Source organism: Nitrospira sp. (assembly GCA_029194665.1).
GTDB lineage: Bacteria > Nitrospirota > Nitrospiria > Nitrospirales > Nitrospiraceae > Nitrospira_D.
Genome location: JARFXO010000001.1, coordinates 78,203 through 95,382, shown reverse-complemented (window position 1 = coordinate 95,382; position 17,180 = coordinate 78,203). Strand labels below are relative to the sequence as shown.

Genomic DNA, 17,180 nt, shown 5'->3' with positions numbered 1-17,180 from the left:
GAAAGCTATGTGTTCATTTATACTTGGCATTCTTCTCGGGGACGATTATTTCAGCGAACGATCGTAACCGCATGAACGTAGCGATTTCCCGAGCGCAATGTCTCGAGGTCGTGGTAGCGGACCATCGGATTGCCGGCTCCATTCAGAAATCAATAGATGAGATGATTCTGATAAACCTCTTTTGCAAATTAAGTCAGTAGGCCGTGCAAAGACGAGAGGTATGTTGAAGGAAACTATTGACGCCAAAACGTGCTCATTTAGGCTTTTCACGCTTCAGCGCAACGGCAGCCCTGAGGGGGCATGACAAATACTGGCTTCTTAGAAAGCGCGGTGATTTCGAGCCTTGAAAAGAGTATCCTTTCCGAGTTTTTCGGCGACTGATCAGTATCTCATTTGGTAACAAGGGCAACATGGACAACTTTTTCACTCCCGAACAGATCACCAACTTAGAACAGGTGGGCTGTAAATTCTCGCCTGGTGGTTCCCATAGTAGTCGGACCCTCATGTTGCCTGAATTACAATGCCTGCTCGACGCCGTGCCACCTGGATCGCCCATTGATGGTTACCACTCCGCCATACTAACGACCAATGTCCTCGGGAAAGGAACACAAAGCACCAAGCAGAAATCATTTCGCCATCTGCGTGAGCTGTACGGGCTTTCGGAGGCTGTGCCTATCTTTGCTGTTCTCCGGCGGTTGTATCTCGCCGATCCCCAAGGCCTCCCGCTGCTCGCATTGCTTTGCGCGTGGAGCCGAGACCCATTGCTCCGTGCGACCACTCCGGCCATATCGTCAGTTCCCGAAGGGATGGAAGTGAGCGCCGAAGCTTTGGCTAACGCGATTGCTGAGGTATTCCCTGGCCAATATTCAGAACTGAACCAGAACAAGATTGCGCGCAACGCGGCGTCCAGCTGGACACAGTCCGGCCACCTAGTTGGCCGGGCGCACAAAGTCCGCCGCCGGGTACAACCAACCGTGAGTACAGTGACCATGGCGTTATGGCTTGGAGAGGTTGCGGGCATCCATGGAACGGCGTCTTTCACTAACCCTTGGTGTCGATTGCTCGACTTAAGTGCAGATCAAGCTCGATCGCGCGCGATGGAAGCGCATCGGCATGGACTGCTCACGATGCGAGCCGTTGGAGAAATTGTGGAGCTCACCTTTCCCGGCTTGCCCGCAATTGAGCACGTGTCGTCATGAACGCCATCGATCGATTGATTGCAAATTACCAGCGGCAAGTGTCCCTGCCTTGGGCAACCAATCTCGCAGGCAAACAACGCATATGGTTTGCGGTATACCCTCCAGCCGAGGAGCGGCGTGTCAGAGCGAACCTGCAACAATTTGAGGCAGCGACACACGCAGCTACACATGGGTGGTTGGAGGTAGACCTCACGAGGCTCCTACCGGAATGGCTTTCGCAGCATGAATATCGCGAAGGTATTTTCGCCGAACCACGGTTCCTGTCATCGCATCAGGATCTAGAAGAACTTGCTGTAGAGAGGGTGCAGCAGGCCTGCACTGCAGAGGAAGCTGATCTGAATGCAGTTGTGGCAGTTCTGGGGCTTGGCAGCCTCTTTGACTTTATTCGTGTTGCGCGGTTGCTTGACGCAGTGGAAGCTACCATTCGCGGTCGGCTGCTCGTCTTGTTCCCTGGTGAGTATCGTCACAATAGCTATCGCTTCATGGATGCGCGAGACGGATTTAACTATATGGCGGTTCCTATCACCACTACGGAGAGTTTCTTGAAATCATGAAAAACCGGGACATCTATTGGCGTGACCCCCTCACAGCGGAGTTGCTCAACAACGGCGTCTCCAAAGTTGCTGAGATCGAGAATGACCCGGAGCAGATCAAGACGCTGCGATTTGAGTTAGAGACCTTTGTGTGTGATGGGGAATATGCACGCGGCCTTGAGCATATTCTGAAAGCCTATCTCGATGGACTCAATCGAGAGGAGCAGAAAGCTGTCTGGGTCAGTGGATTTTTTGGAAGTGGTAAGTCGCATCTTGTCAAAATGTTGCGGTACCTCTGGGAGGACTATCGCTTTTCAGACGGCGCTACCGCTCGATCACTTGCCAAACTCCCATCGGAAGTTTCTGATCTACTGAATGAGCTTACTAATAGGAGTCGAGCGCACGGTGGATTACGCGCGGCAGCGGGAACTTTGGGGGCTGGTGCCATGGATAACGTGCGCCTAGCCTTTGTGCAGCTAGTCCTGAGGTCTGCTGGACTACCCGAAACACTGGCTCAGGCTAGGTTTCTCTTATGGTTGTCCAGTTCAGGGCTCGCGAAGAAGGTTGAGACTGCTCTCGAACAGAAGAATCGTAACCTCCAGAAAGAAGTCCGCAACCTCAAGCTCTCGACACCGCTTGCAGAAGCGCTGCTAGAGGCGGACCCAAAATATGGCACGGTGGCTAATGCCCAGGCCGCGTTGCGAGCAGAATTCCCAGACAGCACCTCACCGACCATCAATGAAAGCCTCGAACTGATTCGCCAAGTGTTTGGTCAAGATGGAAAGTTGCCCTGTACCTTGTTCGTTGTAGACGAAATTCAGCAGTTCATCGGAGAGAAGATCCCCCGCGCGATGGATGTGCAAGAAATCGCAGAGCATTGCTGTAGAAGCCTCGACCGACGACTTCTCCTCGTGGGCACCGGTCAGTCCGCTTTGACGACCACGGCCAGTTTAGGCCGACTGCAAGCTCGCTTCGCCGTCCGTGTGCAACTCTCCGATACGGATGTGGAGGCGGTGATTCGCCAAACGGTCTTGCATAAGAAGTCGGAGCGAGAGGACCACATCCGGAACATCATAGAAGCCAATCAGGGCGAAATCAGCCGGCATCTTCAAAACACTAGACTCGCTGCGACTCATGCAGATGAGCCGTTCTATATTCCCGATTACCCGCTCTTGCCAACACGGAGACGTTTCTGGGAGCGGGTGCTGCGCAATACCGACCACTCAGGGACTTCGGCGCAGTTGCGCACTCAGTTGAAGATTGTCTTCGACGCGACGAGAGAGACGGCCGAGAAACCCATTGGGACAGTTGTCCCGGCGGATTTCATCTATGACCAGATCGCGACAGATCTCCTCAATACGGGCGAACTGGAGCGAGAATATGATGAGATCATCAAGAAGCAACGCGACAAGACCCCGCAAGGTGAGCTTCGCTCTCGTCTCTGCGCGTTGATCTTCCTCATTAACAAATTGCCAACGACACCAGGGGCTGACGATGGCATTCGTGCAAACCCCGAAACCTTGGCGGATCTCCTCATCTCGGATTTGGTGAAAGATGGGGCTGTATTCCGGCAAGAGATTCCGAAGCAGCTTAAGCAGCTGGTGGATGCCGGTCATCTCATGCTGGTCGGGAACGAATATCGACTCCAGACTCGTGAGGGAGCGAAGTGGACTCATGACTTCAACCGTCGCCGCACCAGTGTTCTGAACGATGAGGCACGCATTAACGGAAGGCGTCATGAGCTACTGCGTGATACGGTGGCGCAGGCACTCCGACCCGTCTCGTTGCAACATGGAGTATCACATCAAACACACAAACTGATTCATGAGCTGAGTACCGTAAAGCCAGCTGAAAGCAAAGAGGCAATCACCATCTGGTTGCGTGACGGATGGAATGACGAAGAAAAAGCGGTGGTGAATGATGCGCGTGCAGCGGGCACAAACAGCCCAATGCTGTTGGGTTACTTGCCGCGACTGTGTCATGAGGAATTGCGACAGGCCATTGCATCTGAGATGGCAGCAAATGAAACGCTCAATGCACATGGGGCCGTAACGACGTCTGAGGCCATCGAGGCAAGAAAAGCGGTGGAAACGCAGCAGGCGGTGGCCACTCATAAGATAAAGGAACTTCTGGATCAGATAGTGGGCGGCTCAAAAGTGTTTCTCGGTGGTGGTGAGGAAGCATCCGGCATCGAGTTGGCCGATAAGGTCGAGCAAGCCGGCAGTGGATCACTGGTGCGACTCTTCCCGAAATTCGGCGATGCGGACCATGCTAATTGGGGCCAGGTGGTGAATCGTGCGAGAGGTGGCGATGTGGGCGCACTGGCGCAAATCGGATACCGAGGGGAAAGCAGCCACCATCCTGTTTGCCGACAGGTGCTTGATCTGGTCGGGGCTGGGAAGAAAGGGAAAGACATCCGCGATTACTACAAGTCAGCTCCATTCGGCTGGCCACAGGACGCGGTGGACGGCGCGCTCTATACGCTCATGGTGGCGGGGAATGTCCGCGCAACCCTCAACGGCCAGCCGGTTCAGACCAAAGACCTCCCACAGAACCAGATCGGAGCAGCGCACTTCTATGTGGATGTCCCTCCGCTCAATGTGACGCAGCGGCTAGATCTCAAGGCGCTGTTTCAGAAAGCCGGCGTGACCACGAAGAATGGCGAAGGGTCATCAGCAGCAGTCGAGTTCCTGAAACAGCTACTCGCCCTTGCGGAGAGCGCAGGAGGGGAGGCTCCGCGCCCAACCCCACCGGATACACAGGCAATCCAGGATCTCCAGATGCTCAGTGGCAATGCGCAACTCCTTGCGATTCATGGGAAGAAGGTAGAGGTTGAAGGCCTGATCACTGCATGGAAGAAAGCCGGCGATAGGATCGCCAGGCGGATTCCGGTGTGGGAGCGTCTTCTTGAGTTCAATCGTTTCGCGAGTGATATACCGGAGGCGAAGAGCTGGACGGAAGCGATCCAGGCTATTGCAAGGAATCGCACGCTGTTAAACGAACCAGACTCAGTTCCTCCGCTCATTCAGAGGATAACGCAGCAGCTTCGTGAGGCGATGACGAAGCATCAAGCCGATGTCACCTCGGCCTTTGAAACAGGAGAAAGGCGCCTTGCGCAATCAGATGTCTGGAAGCGCTTGAGCACTGATCAACGGAAGGAACTCGCGGCCCGTTTCCAACTCGCCCCGCCAGCCGTGATGCCACTGGGGAATGAACAAGACATTCTCAATGCCCTTCGGAATAGCTCTCTCTCAGAACGACGCAATCTGCTCGATGCGATTCCACAACGTTTTACCCGTGCACTGGAAGAAGCCACCAGACTCTTGGAGCCGAAGGCCGTGCGGGTCACTTTGCCATCGGCCACGATTAAGAACGAAGCAGAACTCGATGCGTGGCTGGATGACGCCAGGGAACAGATTGCGGAGAAGCTCAAGGATGGCCCCGTGATTCTATGAAGGCCCTTTCATCGGAACTTCGCAAGCAACTCGGCAAGACTGTCTTGCAGGCGAGAGAAGCTGCCGAGGTCGGTGCACGTAAAGCGCTTGAAGCTTTGGCGGTTCACGAACCGGAACCCTACAAGCACCTGAATGAAGAGCAACGCCTCCTTCGGCGAGCCCTTCGCGCACAGGCGAGACAACTGGGTGACGAGGAAATCGGTGCCAAGAAGGGCGCGTATGACATCACACACCTCAAGGAAAAAGTTGCCTACGATCAGTGGCATCGTCTGCTCTTCGCCAGATTCTTAATCGAGAATAATCTGCTGCTCTCACCCGAACATGGCGTCGCTGTGTCCCTTCACGACTGTGAGGAACTCGCGCCCAATCTTGATTTGCCAGATGGCTGGGCGGTCGCGGCCAAGTTTGCAGCGAAGGAACTACCAGAGATATTCCGGGCGGATGATCCAGCCGGCCGCATCGACCTGCCTATTGAAGACCGTAAGCAGCTCATTCAGTTCGTGATGAGTTTGCCGACGGAAGTTTTCCTTGCAGACGACTCGCTCGGCTGGGTCTACCAATTCTGGCAAGCCAAACGAAAAGAGGAAGTGAACGAGTCGGGCACAAAGATTGGAGCCGACGAACTGGCACCGGTTACTCAGCTCTTCACTGAGGACTATATGGTCCTCTCTCTATTGCACAACACGCTTGGGGCCTGGTGGGCGGGAAAGCTGGCACAAGCAGATCCGACCAAGTTCAAGGTTGAGACTGAGGAAGAAGCGAGAAAGGTGGCTGGGATCCCAGGTGTCGAGTGGACTTACCTGCGGTTCATCAAAAGTGAGAATGGCGATTGGCATCCCGCTGCCGGCACGTTTGACGGCTGGCCTGAGACGGCACAGGAGATTCGTGTTCTCGACCCCTGCATGGGCAGCGGACATTTCCTCGTGGCGGAATTGCCGATCCTCGTGGCCATGCGAATGGCTGAAGAAGGATTAACCGTTGAAGAGGCGGTGGTTGCTGTACTCCGAGACAACCTTTATGGCCTCGAATTGGACGCCCGCTGCACTCAGATTGCGGCATTTAATCTCGCGCTTGCGGCCTGGAAGCTCGCCGGCTTTCAAAAACTTCTGCCGCTGAACCTCGCCTGTTCCGGCCTTGCGCCGCGTACGAAATTGGAGACTTGGACCAAGCTCGCCAATGGCAATCAACGCCTGCGCGAAGGAATGGAACGGCTCTATCAGGTATTTAAGGACGGACCCACGTTGGGGAGCCTGATCGATCCTCGAAAGTTTGGCGGCGATCTACTCAGCGCAGAATTCGAAGAACTGCAACCGCTGCTTCAAAAGGCGTTGGAACGGGAGAATGAACGCAGGGATGAAACAGGGCACGAATTGGCTGTGACTGCACAGGGTTTGGCTCATGCAGCAGAAATTCTATCCGACCAATTTACTTTAGTCGCAACTAACGTGCCTTACCTTGGACAGAAAAAGCAAGAAGACAAGCTCAAGAACTATTGTGCAAGCCATCATCCCAAGGCTAAAGCAGATCTAGCTACTTGCTTTGTAGAGCGCTGCCTCGACTTCACCACTTTTGACGGGTCTTCTGCACTTGTGACACCGCAAAACTGGCTTTTCTTGGGCAGCTACAAAGTGCTGCGTGAAGAATGCCTGAAAAGGCAGCGTCTGATGTTCGCAGTGTGGTTAGGATCTGGTGCTTTCGAAACAATTGGTGGCGAAGTAGTCAACGTTGCTCTGTTGTGCTTTAACAACCTCCGACCCAACGGAAAAGAGCAAGCATGTTGTATTGATGTCTCAGAAAACCAGGACCCAAGGGAGAAGCTAGCAAGTATCATCTCTCAACAGCCAGTAAGGGTTAGCCAGACAGCGTACCTTTCTAGTCCTGACATCCGCATAACATCGGAAGCGATCGAATGTGCAACCCTTTTGGGGAGGTACGCGCTGTCTCCGCGGGGGGTGGTCAATGGAGATCAAGAATTATGGTTGCGGTTCTTCTCGGAGCTGCCTGCCATCACGAATCGCTGGAGGTGGATGCAGTCGGCCGTTTTGTCGACCATTACTTATGGCGGAAGAGATAGAGTAATTGACTGGTCCACAGGTGGACGCGGGATGCTCAGACCAGGTTTAGGGAATCCAGCATACGGCAAATTGGGAATTGCGGTAAGTAGAATGGCCGAGCTCCCAGCCTCGTTATACACTGGAGAGCTTTACGACCAGAACACAGCAGTGTTGGTCCCAACCAGTGACAGGCATTTACTAGCCTTGTGGGCATTTTGTACATCGAGTGATTTCACAGCTCTCGTTCGTAAACTCGACAAGAAGTTAGGTGTTACACCAGCGACACTTCTGAAGGTTCCTTTTGACCTTCACCGTTGGCTGGGCGTGGCGAGTGTGGATCATCCGAAAGGATTGCCAAAACCGTTCTCCAGCAACCCGACTCAGTGGCTCTTCAGCGGCCATCCTAACGGCTCAGACTATCCCCTCCAGGTTGCTGTCGCGAGGCTTCTCGGCTATCGATGGCCTCGCCAAACTGGCTCCAGCTTCCCTGATTGTCCAGCATTGGGCGAGGAAGGCTTGGAGAAGTTCGCAGATTCCGACGGGATTGTCTGTATCTCCGCCATCAAAGGTGAGGAACCAGCCGCGGAGCGTCTACGTGCTCTTTTGGCTGCAGCCTACTGCTCGGAATGGACTGCGGCCAAGCAAGCTGAACTCCTGGCACAAGTCGATCATGCCGGCAAGTCACTCGAAGACTGGCTTCGGAATGGGTTCTTCGAGCAACACTGTGCACTCTTTCACCATCGCCCGTTCATCTGGCACATCTGGGATGGCCGCAAAGATGGATTCAGCGCACTGGTGAACTATCATCAGCTCAGCAAATCAAATCTGGAGAAGCTGACCTATTCGTATCTCGGTGACTGGATCAGTCGTCAGAAGACAGCAGTCACTGCCGGCGAGGCCGGCAGTGATGCCCGGCTTCAGGCAGCAAAAGAACTTCAGCAGGAGCTAGAGAATATCCTCAAAGGCGAACCGCCCTACGACATCTTTGTTCGCTGGAAGCCAATTGAGAAGCAACCGATTGGCTGGGCCCCTGATCTGAACGACGGGATACGACTGAACATCCGTCCCTTCATGAGCGCGAGAGATGTCGGAAAGAGAGGCGCTGGCATCTTACGCGCCAAGCCGAACATCAAGTGGAACAAAGATCGAGGAACTGATGTGACCAGCGCTCCCTGGTTCAAGATCTTCAAAGGGGAGCGCATAAACGATCATCATCTGACTCTCGAAGCAAAGAGAAAAGCTCGGCGTTCGATCGATTCCAACGCTTCCTTGCACAAGAAATGAGGGGGGTGTTCGGTAGGCAGATATTGCAATTCGGGAGCGGACGCTCTATTGTCAGAAAAAACGATCGCTTTTTCTGACATTAAATCGCCATGAAAGTCTCTCACCCCATTGCCCGTAAGCTCCTAGCAAGACTTGAATCGTCGGCCGGTGCGGTCGTCTCCGTCAAGGACCTCACAGAATTAGGGTCTCGAGCTGCCGTAGATCAAGCTCTCTCGCGGTTGGTCCGGGAGGGTCGTATTCTGCGGGTTCGACGAGGCCTGTACGCCTGGCCTCGCACCAGCGCGTTGCTCAAGCGGTCGGCGGTGCCATCGCCTGATGAACTCGCCCAAGCCTGGGCCAAAAAGAATGGATTGCGGCTGGTTCCCTCCGGCGCCTATGCCGCCAACCTGCTCGGCCTCACCACTCAGGTCCCCGCAAGAATTACGTACTACACGAACGGACGAACCAAGACGCTGACACTGGGGCCTTACTCGGTTCGCCTCCTGAATCGGGGACCCAAGACCATGGATGTGGCAGGTCGTGTGAGCGCACTGGTTCTTCAGGCGCTGCGGTATGTCGGGAAGGCGGGAGTGACTCCTGAGAAGATCGCCCGGCTCCGCTCAGTGCTCCACAAACGGGACAGGGCTGACCTTGCGCGGGCGCTCGCTCATGCCCCGGCCTGGATGAAGCCGGTCCTGCATCAGATCATTGTGAAAGAGGCCAGGTAATGGACGGCGTGGCTCAGGCATCGCCACAGGATCGCGCTGATTTATTTCAACAGGCTACCGCTCAGTTGCAACCGGCGCGGTCACCGGTCATCATCGAAAAGGATTTCTGGGTCTGTTGGACGTTGCGACGAGTTTTTGAGGTCATGCGCTTTCAACCTCAGCTCATTTTCAAGGGAGGCACCTCGTTGTCTAAGGCGTATCAACTCATCGAACGGTTTTCAGAAGATGTGGACCTCTCGTTGAGCCGACGAGATCTTGGATTTGCCGATGACCGGGATCCAGAAGAACCAGGGATCAGCAAGAAGGAATCGACTCGTCGTCTTGATGCGCTCGTGTCCGCATGCCAGAGTACCATCAAGAACAAATTGCTCCCAGAACTTCGGCAGGATTTTGCTCGCGTGATCGGTCCGTCCGGATGGAACCTTGCCCTCGATCCTGCCGATCCACAGACGGTAATCTTTACCTATCCTTCTAGTGGCTTGTCCGGAGAGAGTGAATCCTACATTCGCCCTGCGATCCGGCTGGAGTTGGGTGCGCGTTCAGACAATTGGCCGGCTGAGCAACGTGTCATTCGATCCTATGCCGCCGAGGCCTTTCCCGAGGCATTTCGCATCGCTGTCTCCTGCTCGGTGAACACCATGGAGGCCGTGAGGACCTTTTGGGAAAAGGCGACCCTCCTTCATGCCGACTATCATCGCCCCGCAGAAAAGGCGCCGATAGAACGTGTGTCGAGGCATTATTACGACCTCTACCGATTGTCACAAGATGACATCGGTCGGCAGGCGTTGATTCGGTTGGATCTTCTTGACCGTGTCGTCAGGCATAAGGGATTGTTCTTTGCCTCGGCATGGGCGAGCTACAACACAGCCCGACCCGGGACTTTTCACCTTGTTCCGCGAGAGGACCGCTTGCCCGCGCTCCGGAAAGACTACGCCGAGATGCGGGCAATGATCTTTGGTGTGTATCCTCCATGGGAAGAAATTTTGAATGGTTTGAGCGCGCTCGAGCGCCGGATCAACGATCACCATGTAGCCCCGGCGGAGCAGGCCATATGAGCGCTCCTGACAATCTGACGGTCGCAGAAGTCCTCGCCGAAACCCTGCGCAGGGTGTCGCGGGCCTATGCGCCTGGAGATCAAGTTGCCCCATGCGCGGTGCTGTGGCTAGACCCAGACCGGCTATGGGAGACAATCATTCCTGAACTAGCCAAGTCCATGTCGGAACTGTTCATTCTTGGAACCTACGCGCCGACAGAACGTCGCGGGCCGGCTCTATGGCTGCGCTGCGTCGAGGCGCGGACCGTCCCTGAAGCGCCGGCCACTGGCACGACGCCAATTGTTTATCTTCCTCACTTGAAGTACGACCAACTTAGAGATCTTGAATCGCTTTCTTCGGATCTTGCCCCTTTGGCCGAGATGCAATTTCGCGGGGCGCTCTGGCTGCATCCAAACGGCAAGGAGTGGACGCCGTTCGCCTTTCTGGTCTCCGATCATGGCGGTCTGGGCCTGAACGTCCCTCGTGATCAGGCGACTCAGGATGCGCTACTGCGCGCCCTGCCCAAACTTTTGGACGAGCGAATTGACGATCTGCGGGGCAAAATGCTCGATGCTGACTTCTTCAATGAACTCATGGCGCCGGACCCGGTAGGACTGATCTTGCGTTGGCTCCATGATTCGGATGGATTCAGAAAGCGAACCAGTAGTCCGGAGTGGCATGCGTTCTGCCAGCAATGCAAAGCCGATTATCGTTTCGACCCTGAAAAGGATGGCCCCATGCGAGCTGTTGAGCTGCTTGCCAATCGAGACAATCATTGGGCAGCGGTGTGGCAACGGTTCGTCGAAGCGCCTTCCAACTATCGGGGCGTGGTCGAATGGCTGCGACGTGCCGGACCCAAGGTCCCTTCGATGTATGACACCGGTGAAGTATGGCCTTCGATCAATGACCAGCAGGAGCGTGAGCTTACTGCAGCGCTCACTGCTGTGGCGAATCTGCCATTGGATAGAGCCGCTCATGACATTCTGCAGTTGGAGAGGCATCACGGCGTTCGTCGGCAGTACCCGTGGCGAGCTTTAGGATTAAGCCCATTAGCAGTCGCCTTGGAACCGCTAGCTAAGGTGGCCGCACTATGCCAGAAGCCACCGGGCGGCCCGACGGCCGAGGCGTTTGCCGAGGTTTATGTGAAGCAAGCGTGGGAAGTCGATGCGGCAGCACTTGCTGTGATGGCAGCCTGCGAAGCCATCGATCAGCATGGGCCAGTGCTCGGAGCATTGCGCGCCATGTATTTGCCTTGGCTCGAGGCGACAGCCCGACATCTCCAACATTTGTTGGCAGCGACTCGGAAAGCTCCCGCACGACGTCACGCTGTGAACATACCGGTTGTGGGCCGTGTCGTCCTGTTTGCCGATGGGCTTCGGTTTGATGTCGCGACGTTGCTGCAACAGCGTCTCGGTGAAGAAGGGTTGGATGCGACACTCGATTGGGATTGGACACCGATTCCTAGCGTCACGGCAACCGCGAAGCCCATGTGCTCTCCCTTGGTCAGTACGCTGCGAAATGGTGACATCAGTGATGAGTTCGCCCCGACCTTGGAAAATGGGCAGCGCATCACGCAAGATCGATTCGTTCAGGCGCTCGCGGCACAGGGATGGCAAGTATTGGGCGGTGCGGACACTGGCGACCCGACCGGCTCAGCATGGACGGAAGCCGGGACGCTCGACAAACGAGGGCATAACGAAGGTTGGAAACTGGCTCGTGCGGTGGCAGGAGAAGTTCGGGATCTGGCCATTCGTATTCGTTCATTGATCGAAGCCGGCTGGACGGAAATTCAGGTGGTGACGGACCACGGGTGGTTGCTGCTTCCCGGTGGCTTGCCCAAGGTGGAGCTGAAAGCCTATCTGGCAGAACATCGGTGGGGGCGCTGTGCTGCCATCAAGTCAGGTGTGGCCACCAACTTGCCGGAGTTCGCCTGGCAGTGGAATGATGCCGTTCGTGTCGTAGTCCCGCCCGGCGCGGGGTGTTTTAAGGCTGGGATGGAGTATTCGCATGGAGGCGTCTCATTACAGGAAATGGTTGTCCTCCACATGACGGTACGAGCTGGACAACAGACCAGAAAAGAAACCAGACTTGCTGATGCGCGTTGGACAGGAGCGCGATGCCGGATTACCGTCGATGGTTCTTCAGAGGGATTGAGTGTCGATGTACGAGTGCGCCAGAGTGATCCGAGCACCTCGTTCTTGACTGGAAGACAACCGAAAACCATCGGCAGTGATAGGGCTGTGGTCGTCTTCTTGGAGAACGATGCCGATATTGGGAAACAAGCTACCATCGTTCTTCTCAATGCATCTCATGAGGTCATCCATTCGTCGCCTACGACCTTAGGAGAGAATCCATGACACTGGAACTTGACGCGCTCGACAAGATTGCAGCCAAGGCCTTTGAAGGCTACGTCGTCCGCAAGGATCTCGTCCGGAAGTTCAAGGGGCAGTATCCCGTGCCCACCTATGTTGCGGAATTCCTGCTCGGTCGCTACTGCGCGTCGGTCGATGAGGACGAAATCCGCGAGGGGCTACAGATTGTGGAGCGCCAGCTTGGAGAGAAGACTGTGCGAGCCGGCGAGCACGAACTTTTTAAGGCCCGGGCCAAAGACAAGGGGCACGTCAAACTCATTGATCTCATTACGGCCCGACTGGATGCTGCAACAGATTCCTTTTTAGCCACGTTGCCCAGTTTGCAGCTCAGGGATGTGCGGATTAGCCCGGAATTGGTTCATGCGAACGAACGTATGCTCACCGGCGGGTTTTATGCCGAGGTCGAGCTGACCTACGATCCCACTATCGCGCAGGAGCGAAATGGCCGTCCCTTTGGAGTGGAATCTTTGCGGGAGATCCAGATTTCGAAGCGCGATGTGCTGCCCACTTTGTACCGTGGCAGAGAGTTGTTCTCACTCGAGGAATGGAAGCAGTTTTTTATCAGAAGTGTCGGCTTAGAACCACAGAAACTGTCCGCGCGAGCGCAGGACATGTGCATCTTGCGCATGGTTCCATTTGTGGAGCGAAATTACAATATGGTGGAACTTGGTCCGCGAGGAACCGGCAAGAGCCATCTGTTCCAGCAGATTTCTCCCTATGCGCATCTTATCTCAGGGGGTAAGGCGACGGTCGCCAGGATGTTCGTGAACAATGCCAGCGGCCAACGAGGCTTAGTCTGCCAGTATGACGTCGTCTGTTTCGATGAGATTTCTGGTGTGTCGTTTGATCAGAAAGACGGCGTCAACATCATGAAAGGTTACATGGAGTCGGCCGAGTTCAGCAGGGGCAAGGAAAGTATCCGGGCTGATGGCGGGATCGTGATGGTCGGCAATTTCGACGTCGATGTGCAACATCAGCAGCGGATCGGGCATCTTTTGGGTCCTTTGCCGCAGGAGATGCGTGATGACACCGCGTTTATGGATCGACTCCATTCCTATCTTCCAGGGTGGGACATCCCCAAAATCAACCGAGATGTCTTAACCGATCATTTTGGATTAGTCAGTGATTTTTTGTCCGAGTGTTGGAATCAGTTGCGACGCCAAAGCAGGCAAAATGTGCTGCAGGGGCGTGTTCATTTGGGGGGCGCGCTCAGTGGACGGGATGTAACCGCCGTTCAAAAGAGTGTGAGCGGACTCGTCAAACTCCTGTCGCCAAATCCGGACACTCCTGTCTCAGACGAACTTCTCGAATGGGCCTTGCGGTTGGCGCTCGAATGCCGCCGTCGGGTGAAAGAGCAGCAAAAGCGGATCGGTTCAGCTGAGTTTCGAAATACCCAATTCAGCTATGCCTTGGGCGAAGAAGGGGTGGAGAAATTTGTCGCGACACCAGAGCTCTATAGCGAAGATAGCATCGGCAGTGATCCACTCCCACCAGGACAAGTATGGGTGATTTCTCCCGGCGCGCAGGAGGACAATGCAGGCCTTTATCGCATTGATGTGACTGAAGGACCGGGCAGCGGGGTGAAGATATTGAATCAGCCGGCTCCCCCTCCGTTCAAAGAAAGCGTCCGTTGTGCCGAGCAGAATCTCTACGCACGGGCCAAAGAACTCGTAGGAGATCGAGATCCTAGGGAGCATGAATTTTCTGCCCAGTTGCGTGCATTTGATTCTTCGAAAACCGGGGCTTCCGTTGGAGTAGGCGTATTGTTAGCTCTGTGTTCGGCGCTGTTACAGAAGAGCCTCAAAGGCGGCCTAGTAGTCGTGGGAGGGCTGAACCTGGGAGGCTCCATCGATCCGGTATACAACGCGGTGAACATCGCCGAGCTTGCGGTGGAAAAGGGAGCGACAACTCTGCTGATCCCAGTTTCGGCCAGAAAACAGATGAATGATCTGTCCGATGACATGGTGACCAAAATTAACATTCAGTATTTCACTGAGGGGAAAGATGCACTGATTAAGGCACTCCTAGATTAGGCTTTTGCCGATGCTCTTAAGCGTGATACGACATAAGTCTTTGAGGGAACGCGGTTCAGTAACACTGAAGATTTCGCAAGCCAGTTCATTTATGAGAGGACATGAGCCGAATGCATAATCCGCCGCACCCGGGTGAAACGTTGAGGGAAGATATTCTGCCTGCTTTGGGCTTGAACATGACACAAGCCGCGGCGCAACTGGGTGTGACCCGGGCCGCATTATCGCGCGTCTTGAATGGCCGCGCCGCGATCTCTCCGGAAATGGCCCTGCGATTAGAAGGATGGCTTGGCATGAAACACGGAGGCCGTGCCGATGTGTGGGTGGCCAAGCAGGCAGCCTATGACCTGTGGCAAGCCCGGCAGGCCGGCGCACCACGAGTACGGCGGGCCATCTTGGTCACAACGTCTGCCTCCTAGGTGCACTTGTTCGCCCCCTCACGCGATCCTATAATTGTGCGGGAAGGACTCATGGAAAACGCAGTCCGCAATACCATCATCAAATTCGAGCAGGAATTCTTGGGGCGAGGCCCAGATGAGGTCCGGGCATTTGTGGTGCGAGACTTGGTCGTGGTCCGCTTGAAGGGAGTACTCACACCGGCCGAGCGGCAGCTGGCGAAAACTGCCGAGGGTGTTGAAATGGTGAAGCGTCTACGACAGACGTTGATCGCGCTGGGTCGTGATAAGCTTTGCGAACAAGTCAGCGAGATCACCGGAGCCAAAATCTTAGGTCTCTTCACCGATATCGATGTGCAGCTCGGAGAACGAGTCTTTGTCTTTACGATGGATCGGGATGTCCAGAACGGCAGCCGCTAAGATGAGGATGCTGCAAAACCTCACCAGCGTCGTTCTCGCATCGCTCAAGGCCTCAACGTACCAACCGCGTACGCCCTCGGCCTTTCGCTTGCTGCGGCCTTGCTGGATGAGCTTTTCCAGCATCCTCTGATACCATACATACATGATCCGTCGCACGTTGGAAACGCTCTCCTTCGACAACACCTATGCCCGTCTTCCCGACGCCTTTTACGCACGGTTGAATCCGACTCCGTTCAGCGCCCCTCCCTATCTGGTTCATGCCAATCAAGCCGCAGCGGAACTGATCGATCTTGATCCGACGCAACTTACGCGACCTGAGTTCACGGCGCTTTTCGGCGGGAGTGCCTTGGCGCCGGGGATGGAGCCGCTTGCCATGCTCTACTCCGGCCATCAGTTCGGCGTCTATGTGCCTCAACTCGGCGATGGACGGGCGATTCTCCTCGGCGAGGTGAAGAATGAACAAGGGGAACGGTGGGATCTGCATCTCAAAGGCGCGGGCATGACGCCGTTTTCGCGCGATGGTGACGGCCGGGCGGTACTGCGCTCCACGATCCGTGAGTATCTCTGCTGTGCCGCGATGAGCGGCCTCGGTATTCCGACCACGCGGGCGCTTTGCCTCGTCGGCAGCGACGACAAGGTGTACCGGGAACAGCTCGAAACCGGCGCGATGCTGGTCCGCATGGCGCCCACCCATGTCCGCTTCGGCACGTTCGAAGTGTTCTATTATCGGAAGCAACATGATCATCTAAAAACGCTGGCCGACTATGTGATCGACCAGCATTTTCCCCATCTCCGCGATGCCGACGACAGATACGTGCGTTTCTTTGGTGAAGTCGTCGAGCGTACCGCGAGGGTGATCGCCCAATGGCAGGCTGTCGGCTGGGCGCACGGGGTGATGAATACCGACAATATGTCGATCTTGGGTCTGACGCTGGACTATGGTCCATACGGATTCATGGACGACTACGACGCAGGCTTCATCTGCAATCACTCGGACCACAACGGCCGCTATGCCTTCAACCAGCAGCCCCATATCGGGCTCTGGAATCTGAGCTGCTTGGCGCAAGCCTTGTTGCCGCTGGCTGAAAAAGAGGCTTTGAAGGCAGGCCTCGAGACCTATCACCCTCTATTCGAGCAGGAGTATTTGAAACGGATGCGGGCAAAATTCGGCTTGGTGGACGAGCGAACAGAGGACGACGAACTCATTCGCGACTTTCTGGGTCTCCTCCAAGGCAGTCATGCGGATTATCCGATTGTGTTGAGGGCGTTGAGTGAGTTCTCCACGGACGACGGCGCAACCAACGAAACATTGCGTGAACAGTTCCTGAACCGCGACCGTTTCGACGAATGGGCTGGACGTTATCGGGATCGACTGCGGAATGAGAGCAGCTGCGACGATGGGCGGCGTGACCGTATGAATCGTGTGAACCCCAAGTATGTGCTGCGTAACTACCTTGCTCAGGCGGCGATTGAGAAGGCCCAGAACAAGGATTTCTCCGAAATCGACAGGCTCTTCACTTTGCTCCAAGATCCTTTCAACGATCAACAGGGCATGGAAGCCTATGCCCTGCCTCCACCGAACTGGGGCAAGCATCTGGCTGTAAGTTGTTCATCGTAAGATGAGCGTAAGCCTACGCTGCGCGATGTCACGGCACCGCGATCCCGATCTCCGTCTTTCCTCTGTGATCTGTCTGTTG

The 17,180-nt window shown here is 55.3% G+C and carries 12 protein-coding genes; 11 read left to right on the top strand and 1 reads right to left on the bottom strand.

The window, feature by feature from the left end; genetic code table 11:
• Positions 1-410: 410 nt before the first annotated feature.
• The 3 genes from P0119_00440 to brxC are packed head-to-tail and all read left to right on the top strand — an operon-like array spanning position 411 to position 5,187.
• A complete protein-coding gene (locus P0119_00440) occupies positions 411-1,199 on the top strand; it encodes a hypothetical protein (protein MDF0664519.1) in 789 nt (262 codons plus the stop codon).
• Entirely contained in the window at positions 1,196-1,753 is a 558-nt protein-coding gene (locus tag P0119_00435; protein ID MDF0664518.1) for a DUF1788 domain-containing protein, read from the top strand. Before P0119_00440 ends, P0119_00435 begins: the two co-directional genes overlap by 4 nt.
• Positions 1,750-5,187, top strand: a complete 3,438-nt coding sequence (gene brxC, locus P0119_00430; GenBank protein ID MDF0664517.1) for a BREX system P-loop protein BrxC — start codon at positions 1,750-1,752, stop codon at positions 5,185-5,187. Before P0119_00435 ends, brxC begins: the two co-directional genes overlap by 4 nt.
• Positions 5,188-5,195: 8 nt before the next feature.
• On the opposite strand, the gene P0119_00425 is transcribed toward brxC, so the two are convergent.
• Positions 5,196-5,453, bottom strand: a complete 258-nt coding sequence (locus tag P0119_00425) for a hypothetical protein (GenBank protein MDF0664516.1) — start codon at positions 5,451-5,453, stop codon at positions 5,196-5,198.
• A 501-nt stretch (positions 5,454-5,954) separates the two neighbouring features.
• Here P0119_00425 and P0119_00420 point away from each other — a divergent pair.
• The 8 genes from P0119_00420 to P0119_00385 all read left to right on the top strand — a co-directional run bounded on the left by P0119_00420 (position 5,955) and on the right by P0119_00385 (position 17,101).
• Complete coding sequence (locus P0119_00420; GenBank protein ID MDF0664515.1) at positions 5,955-8,525, top strand: N-6 DNA methylase; 2,571 nt, start codon at positions 5,955-5,957, stop codon at positions 8,523-8,525.
• An 89-nt stretch (positions 8,526-8,614) separates the two neighbouring features.
• The gene (locus P0119_00415; protein MDF0664514.1) at positions 8,615-9,232 is read left to right on the top strand and encodes a DUF6088 family protein; all 618 of its coding nucleotides are present in this window, start codon (positions 8,615-8,617) and stop codon (positions 9,230-9,232) included.
• Positions 9,232-10,287 (top strand): nucleotidyl transferase AbiEii/AbiGii toxin family protein, encoded by a 1,056-nt coding sequence (locus P0119_00410; protein ID MDF0664513.1) that lies wholly within the window; start codon positions 9,232-9,234, stop codon positions 10,285-10,287. The genes P0119_00415 and P0119_00410 overlap by 1 nt, the downstream gene beginning before the upstream one ends.
• Complete coding sequence (gene pglZ, locus P0119_00405) at positions 10,284-12,623, top strand: BREX-1 system phosphatase PglZ type B (protein ID MDF0664512.1); 2,340 nt, start codon at positions 10,284-10,286, stop codon at positions 12,621-12,623. The genes P0119_00410 and pglZ overlap by 4 nt, the downstream gene beginning before the upstream one ends.
• Positions 12,620-14,671, top strand: a complete 2,052-nt coding sequence (gene brxL / locus P0119_00400; GenBank protein ID MDF0664511.1) for a BREX system Lon protease-like protein BrxL — start codon at positions 12,620-12,622, stop codon at positions 14,669-14,671. The genes pglZ and brxL overlap by 4 nt, the downstream gene beginning before the upstream one ends.
• 101 nt (positions 14,672-14,772) lie before the next feature.
• On the top strand, positions 14,773-15,087 hold the full coding sequence (locus tag P0119_00395; protein ID MDF0664510.1) for a HigA family addiction module antitoxin: 315 nt from the start codon (positions 14,773-14,775) through the stop codon (positions 15,085-15,087).
• Positions 15,088-15,138: 51 nt separating this feature from the next.
• On the top strand, positions 15,139-15,483 hold the full coding sequence (locus P0119_00390; GenBank protein ID MDF0664509.1) for a DUF2294 domain-containing protein: 345 nt from the start codon (positions 15,139-15,141) through the stop codon (positions 15,481-15,483).
• 142 nt (positions 15,484-15,625) lie between these two features.
• On the top strand, positions 15,626-17,101 hold the full coding sequence (locus P0119_00385; protein ID MDF0664508.1) for a YdiU family protein: 1,476 nt from the start codon (positions 15,626-15,628) through the stop codon (positions 17,099-17,101).
• Positions 17,102-17,180 lie beyond the last annotated feature (79 nt).

What these genes read in the sequence shown, in the direction of transcription:
- P0119_00410 (MDF0664513.1), top strand. Translation starts at nt 9,232, where the DNA reads ATGGACGGCGTGGCTCAGGCATCGCCACAGGATCGCGCTGATTTATTT.
- P0119_00425 (MDF0664516.1), bottom strand. Translation starts at nt 5,453, where the DNA reads ATGCCACTGATCGTAGGCAACTTTTTCCTTGAGGTGTGTGATGTCATA.
- P0119_00435 (MDF0664518.1), top strand. Translation starts at nt 1,196, where the DNA reads ATGAACGCCATCGATCGATTGATTGCAAATTACCAGCGGCAAGTGTCC.
- P0119_00415 (MDF0664514.1), top strand. Translation starts at nt 8,615, where the DNA reads ATGAAAGTCTCTCACCCCATTGCCCGTAAGCTCCTAGCAAGACTTGAA.
- P0119_00390 (MDF0664509.1), top strand. Translation starts at nt 15,139, where the DNA reads ATGGAAAACGCAGTCCGCAATACCATCATCAAATTCGAGCAGGAATTC.
- P0119_00395 (MDF0664510.1), top strand. Translation starts at nt 14,773, where the DNA reads ATGAGCCGAATGCATAATCCGCCGCACCCGGGTGAAACGTTGAGGGAA.
- P0119_00385 (MDF0664508.1), top strand. Translation starts at nt 15,626, where the DNA reads ATGATCCGTCGCACGTTGGAAACGCTCTCCTTCGACAACACCTATGCC.
- pglZ (MDF0664512.1), top strand. Translation starts at nt 10,284, where the DNA reads ATGAGCGCTCCTGACAATCTGACGGTCGCAGAAGTCCTCGCCGAAACC.
- brxC (MDF0664517.1), top strand. Translation starts at nt 1,750, where the DNA reads ATGAAAAACCGGGACATCTATTGGCGTGACCCCCTCACAGCGGAGTTG.
- P0119_00440 (MDF0664519.1), top strand. Translation starts at nt 411, where the DNA reads ATGGACAACTTTTTCACTCCCGAACAGATCACCAACTTAGAACAGGTG.
- brxL (MDF0664511.1), top strand. Translation starts at nt 12,620, where the DNA reads ATGACACTGGAACTTGACGCGCTCGACAAGATTGCAGCCAAGGCCTTT.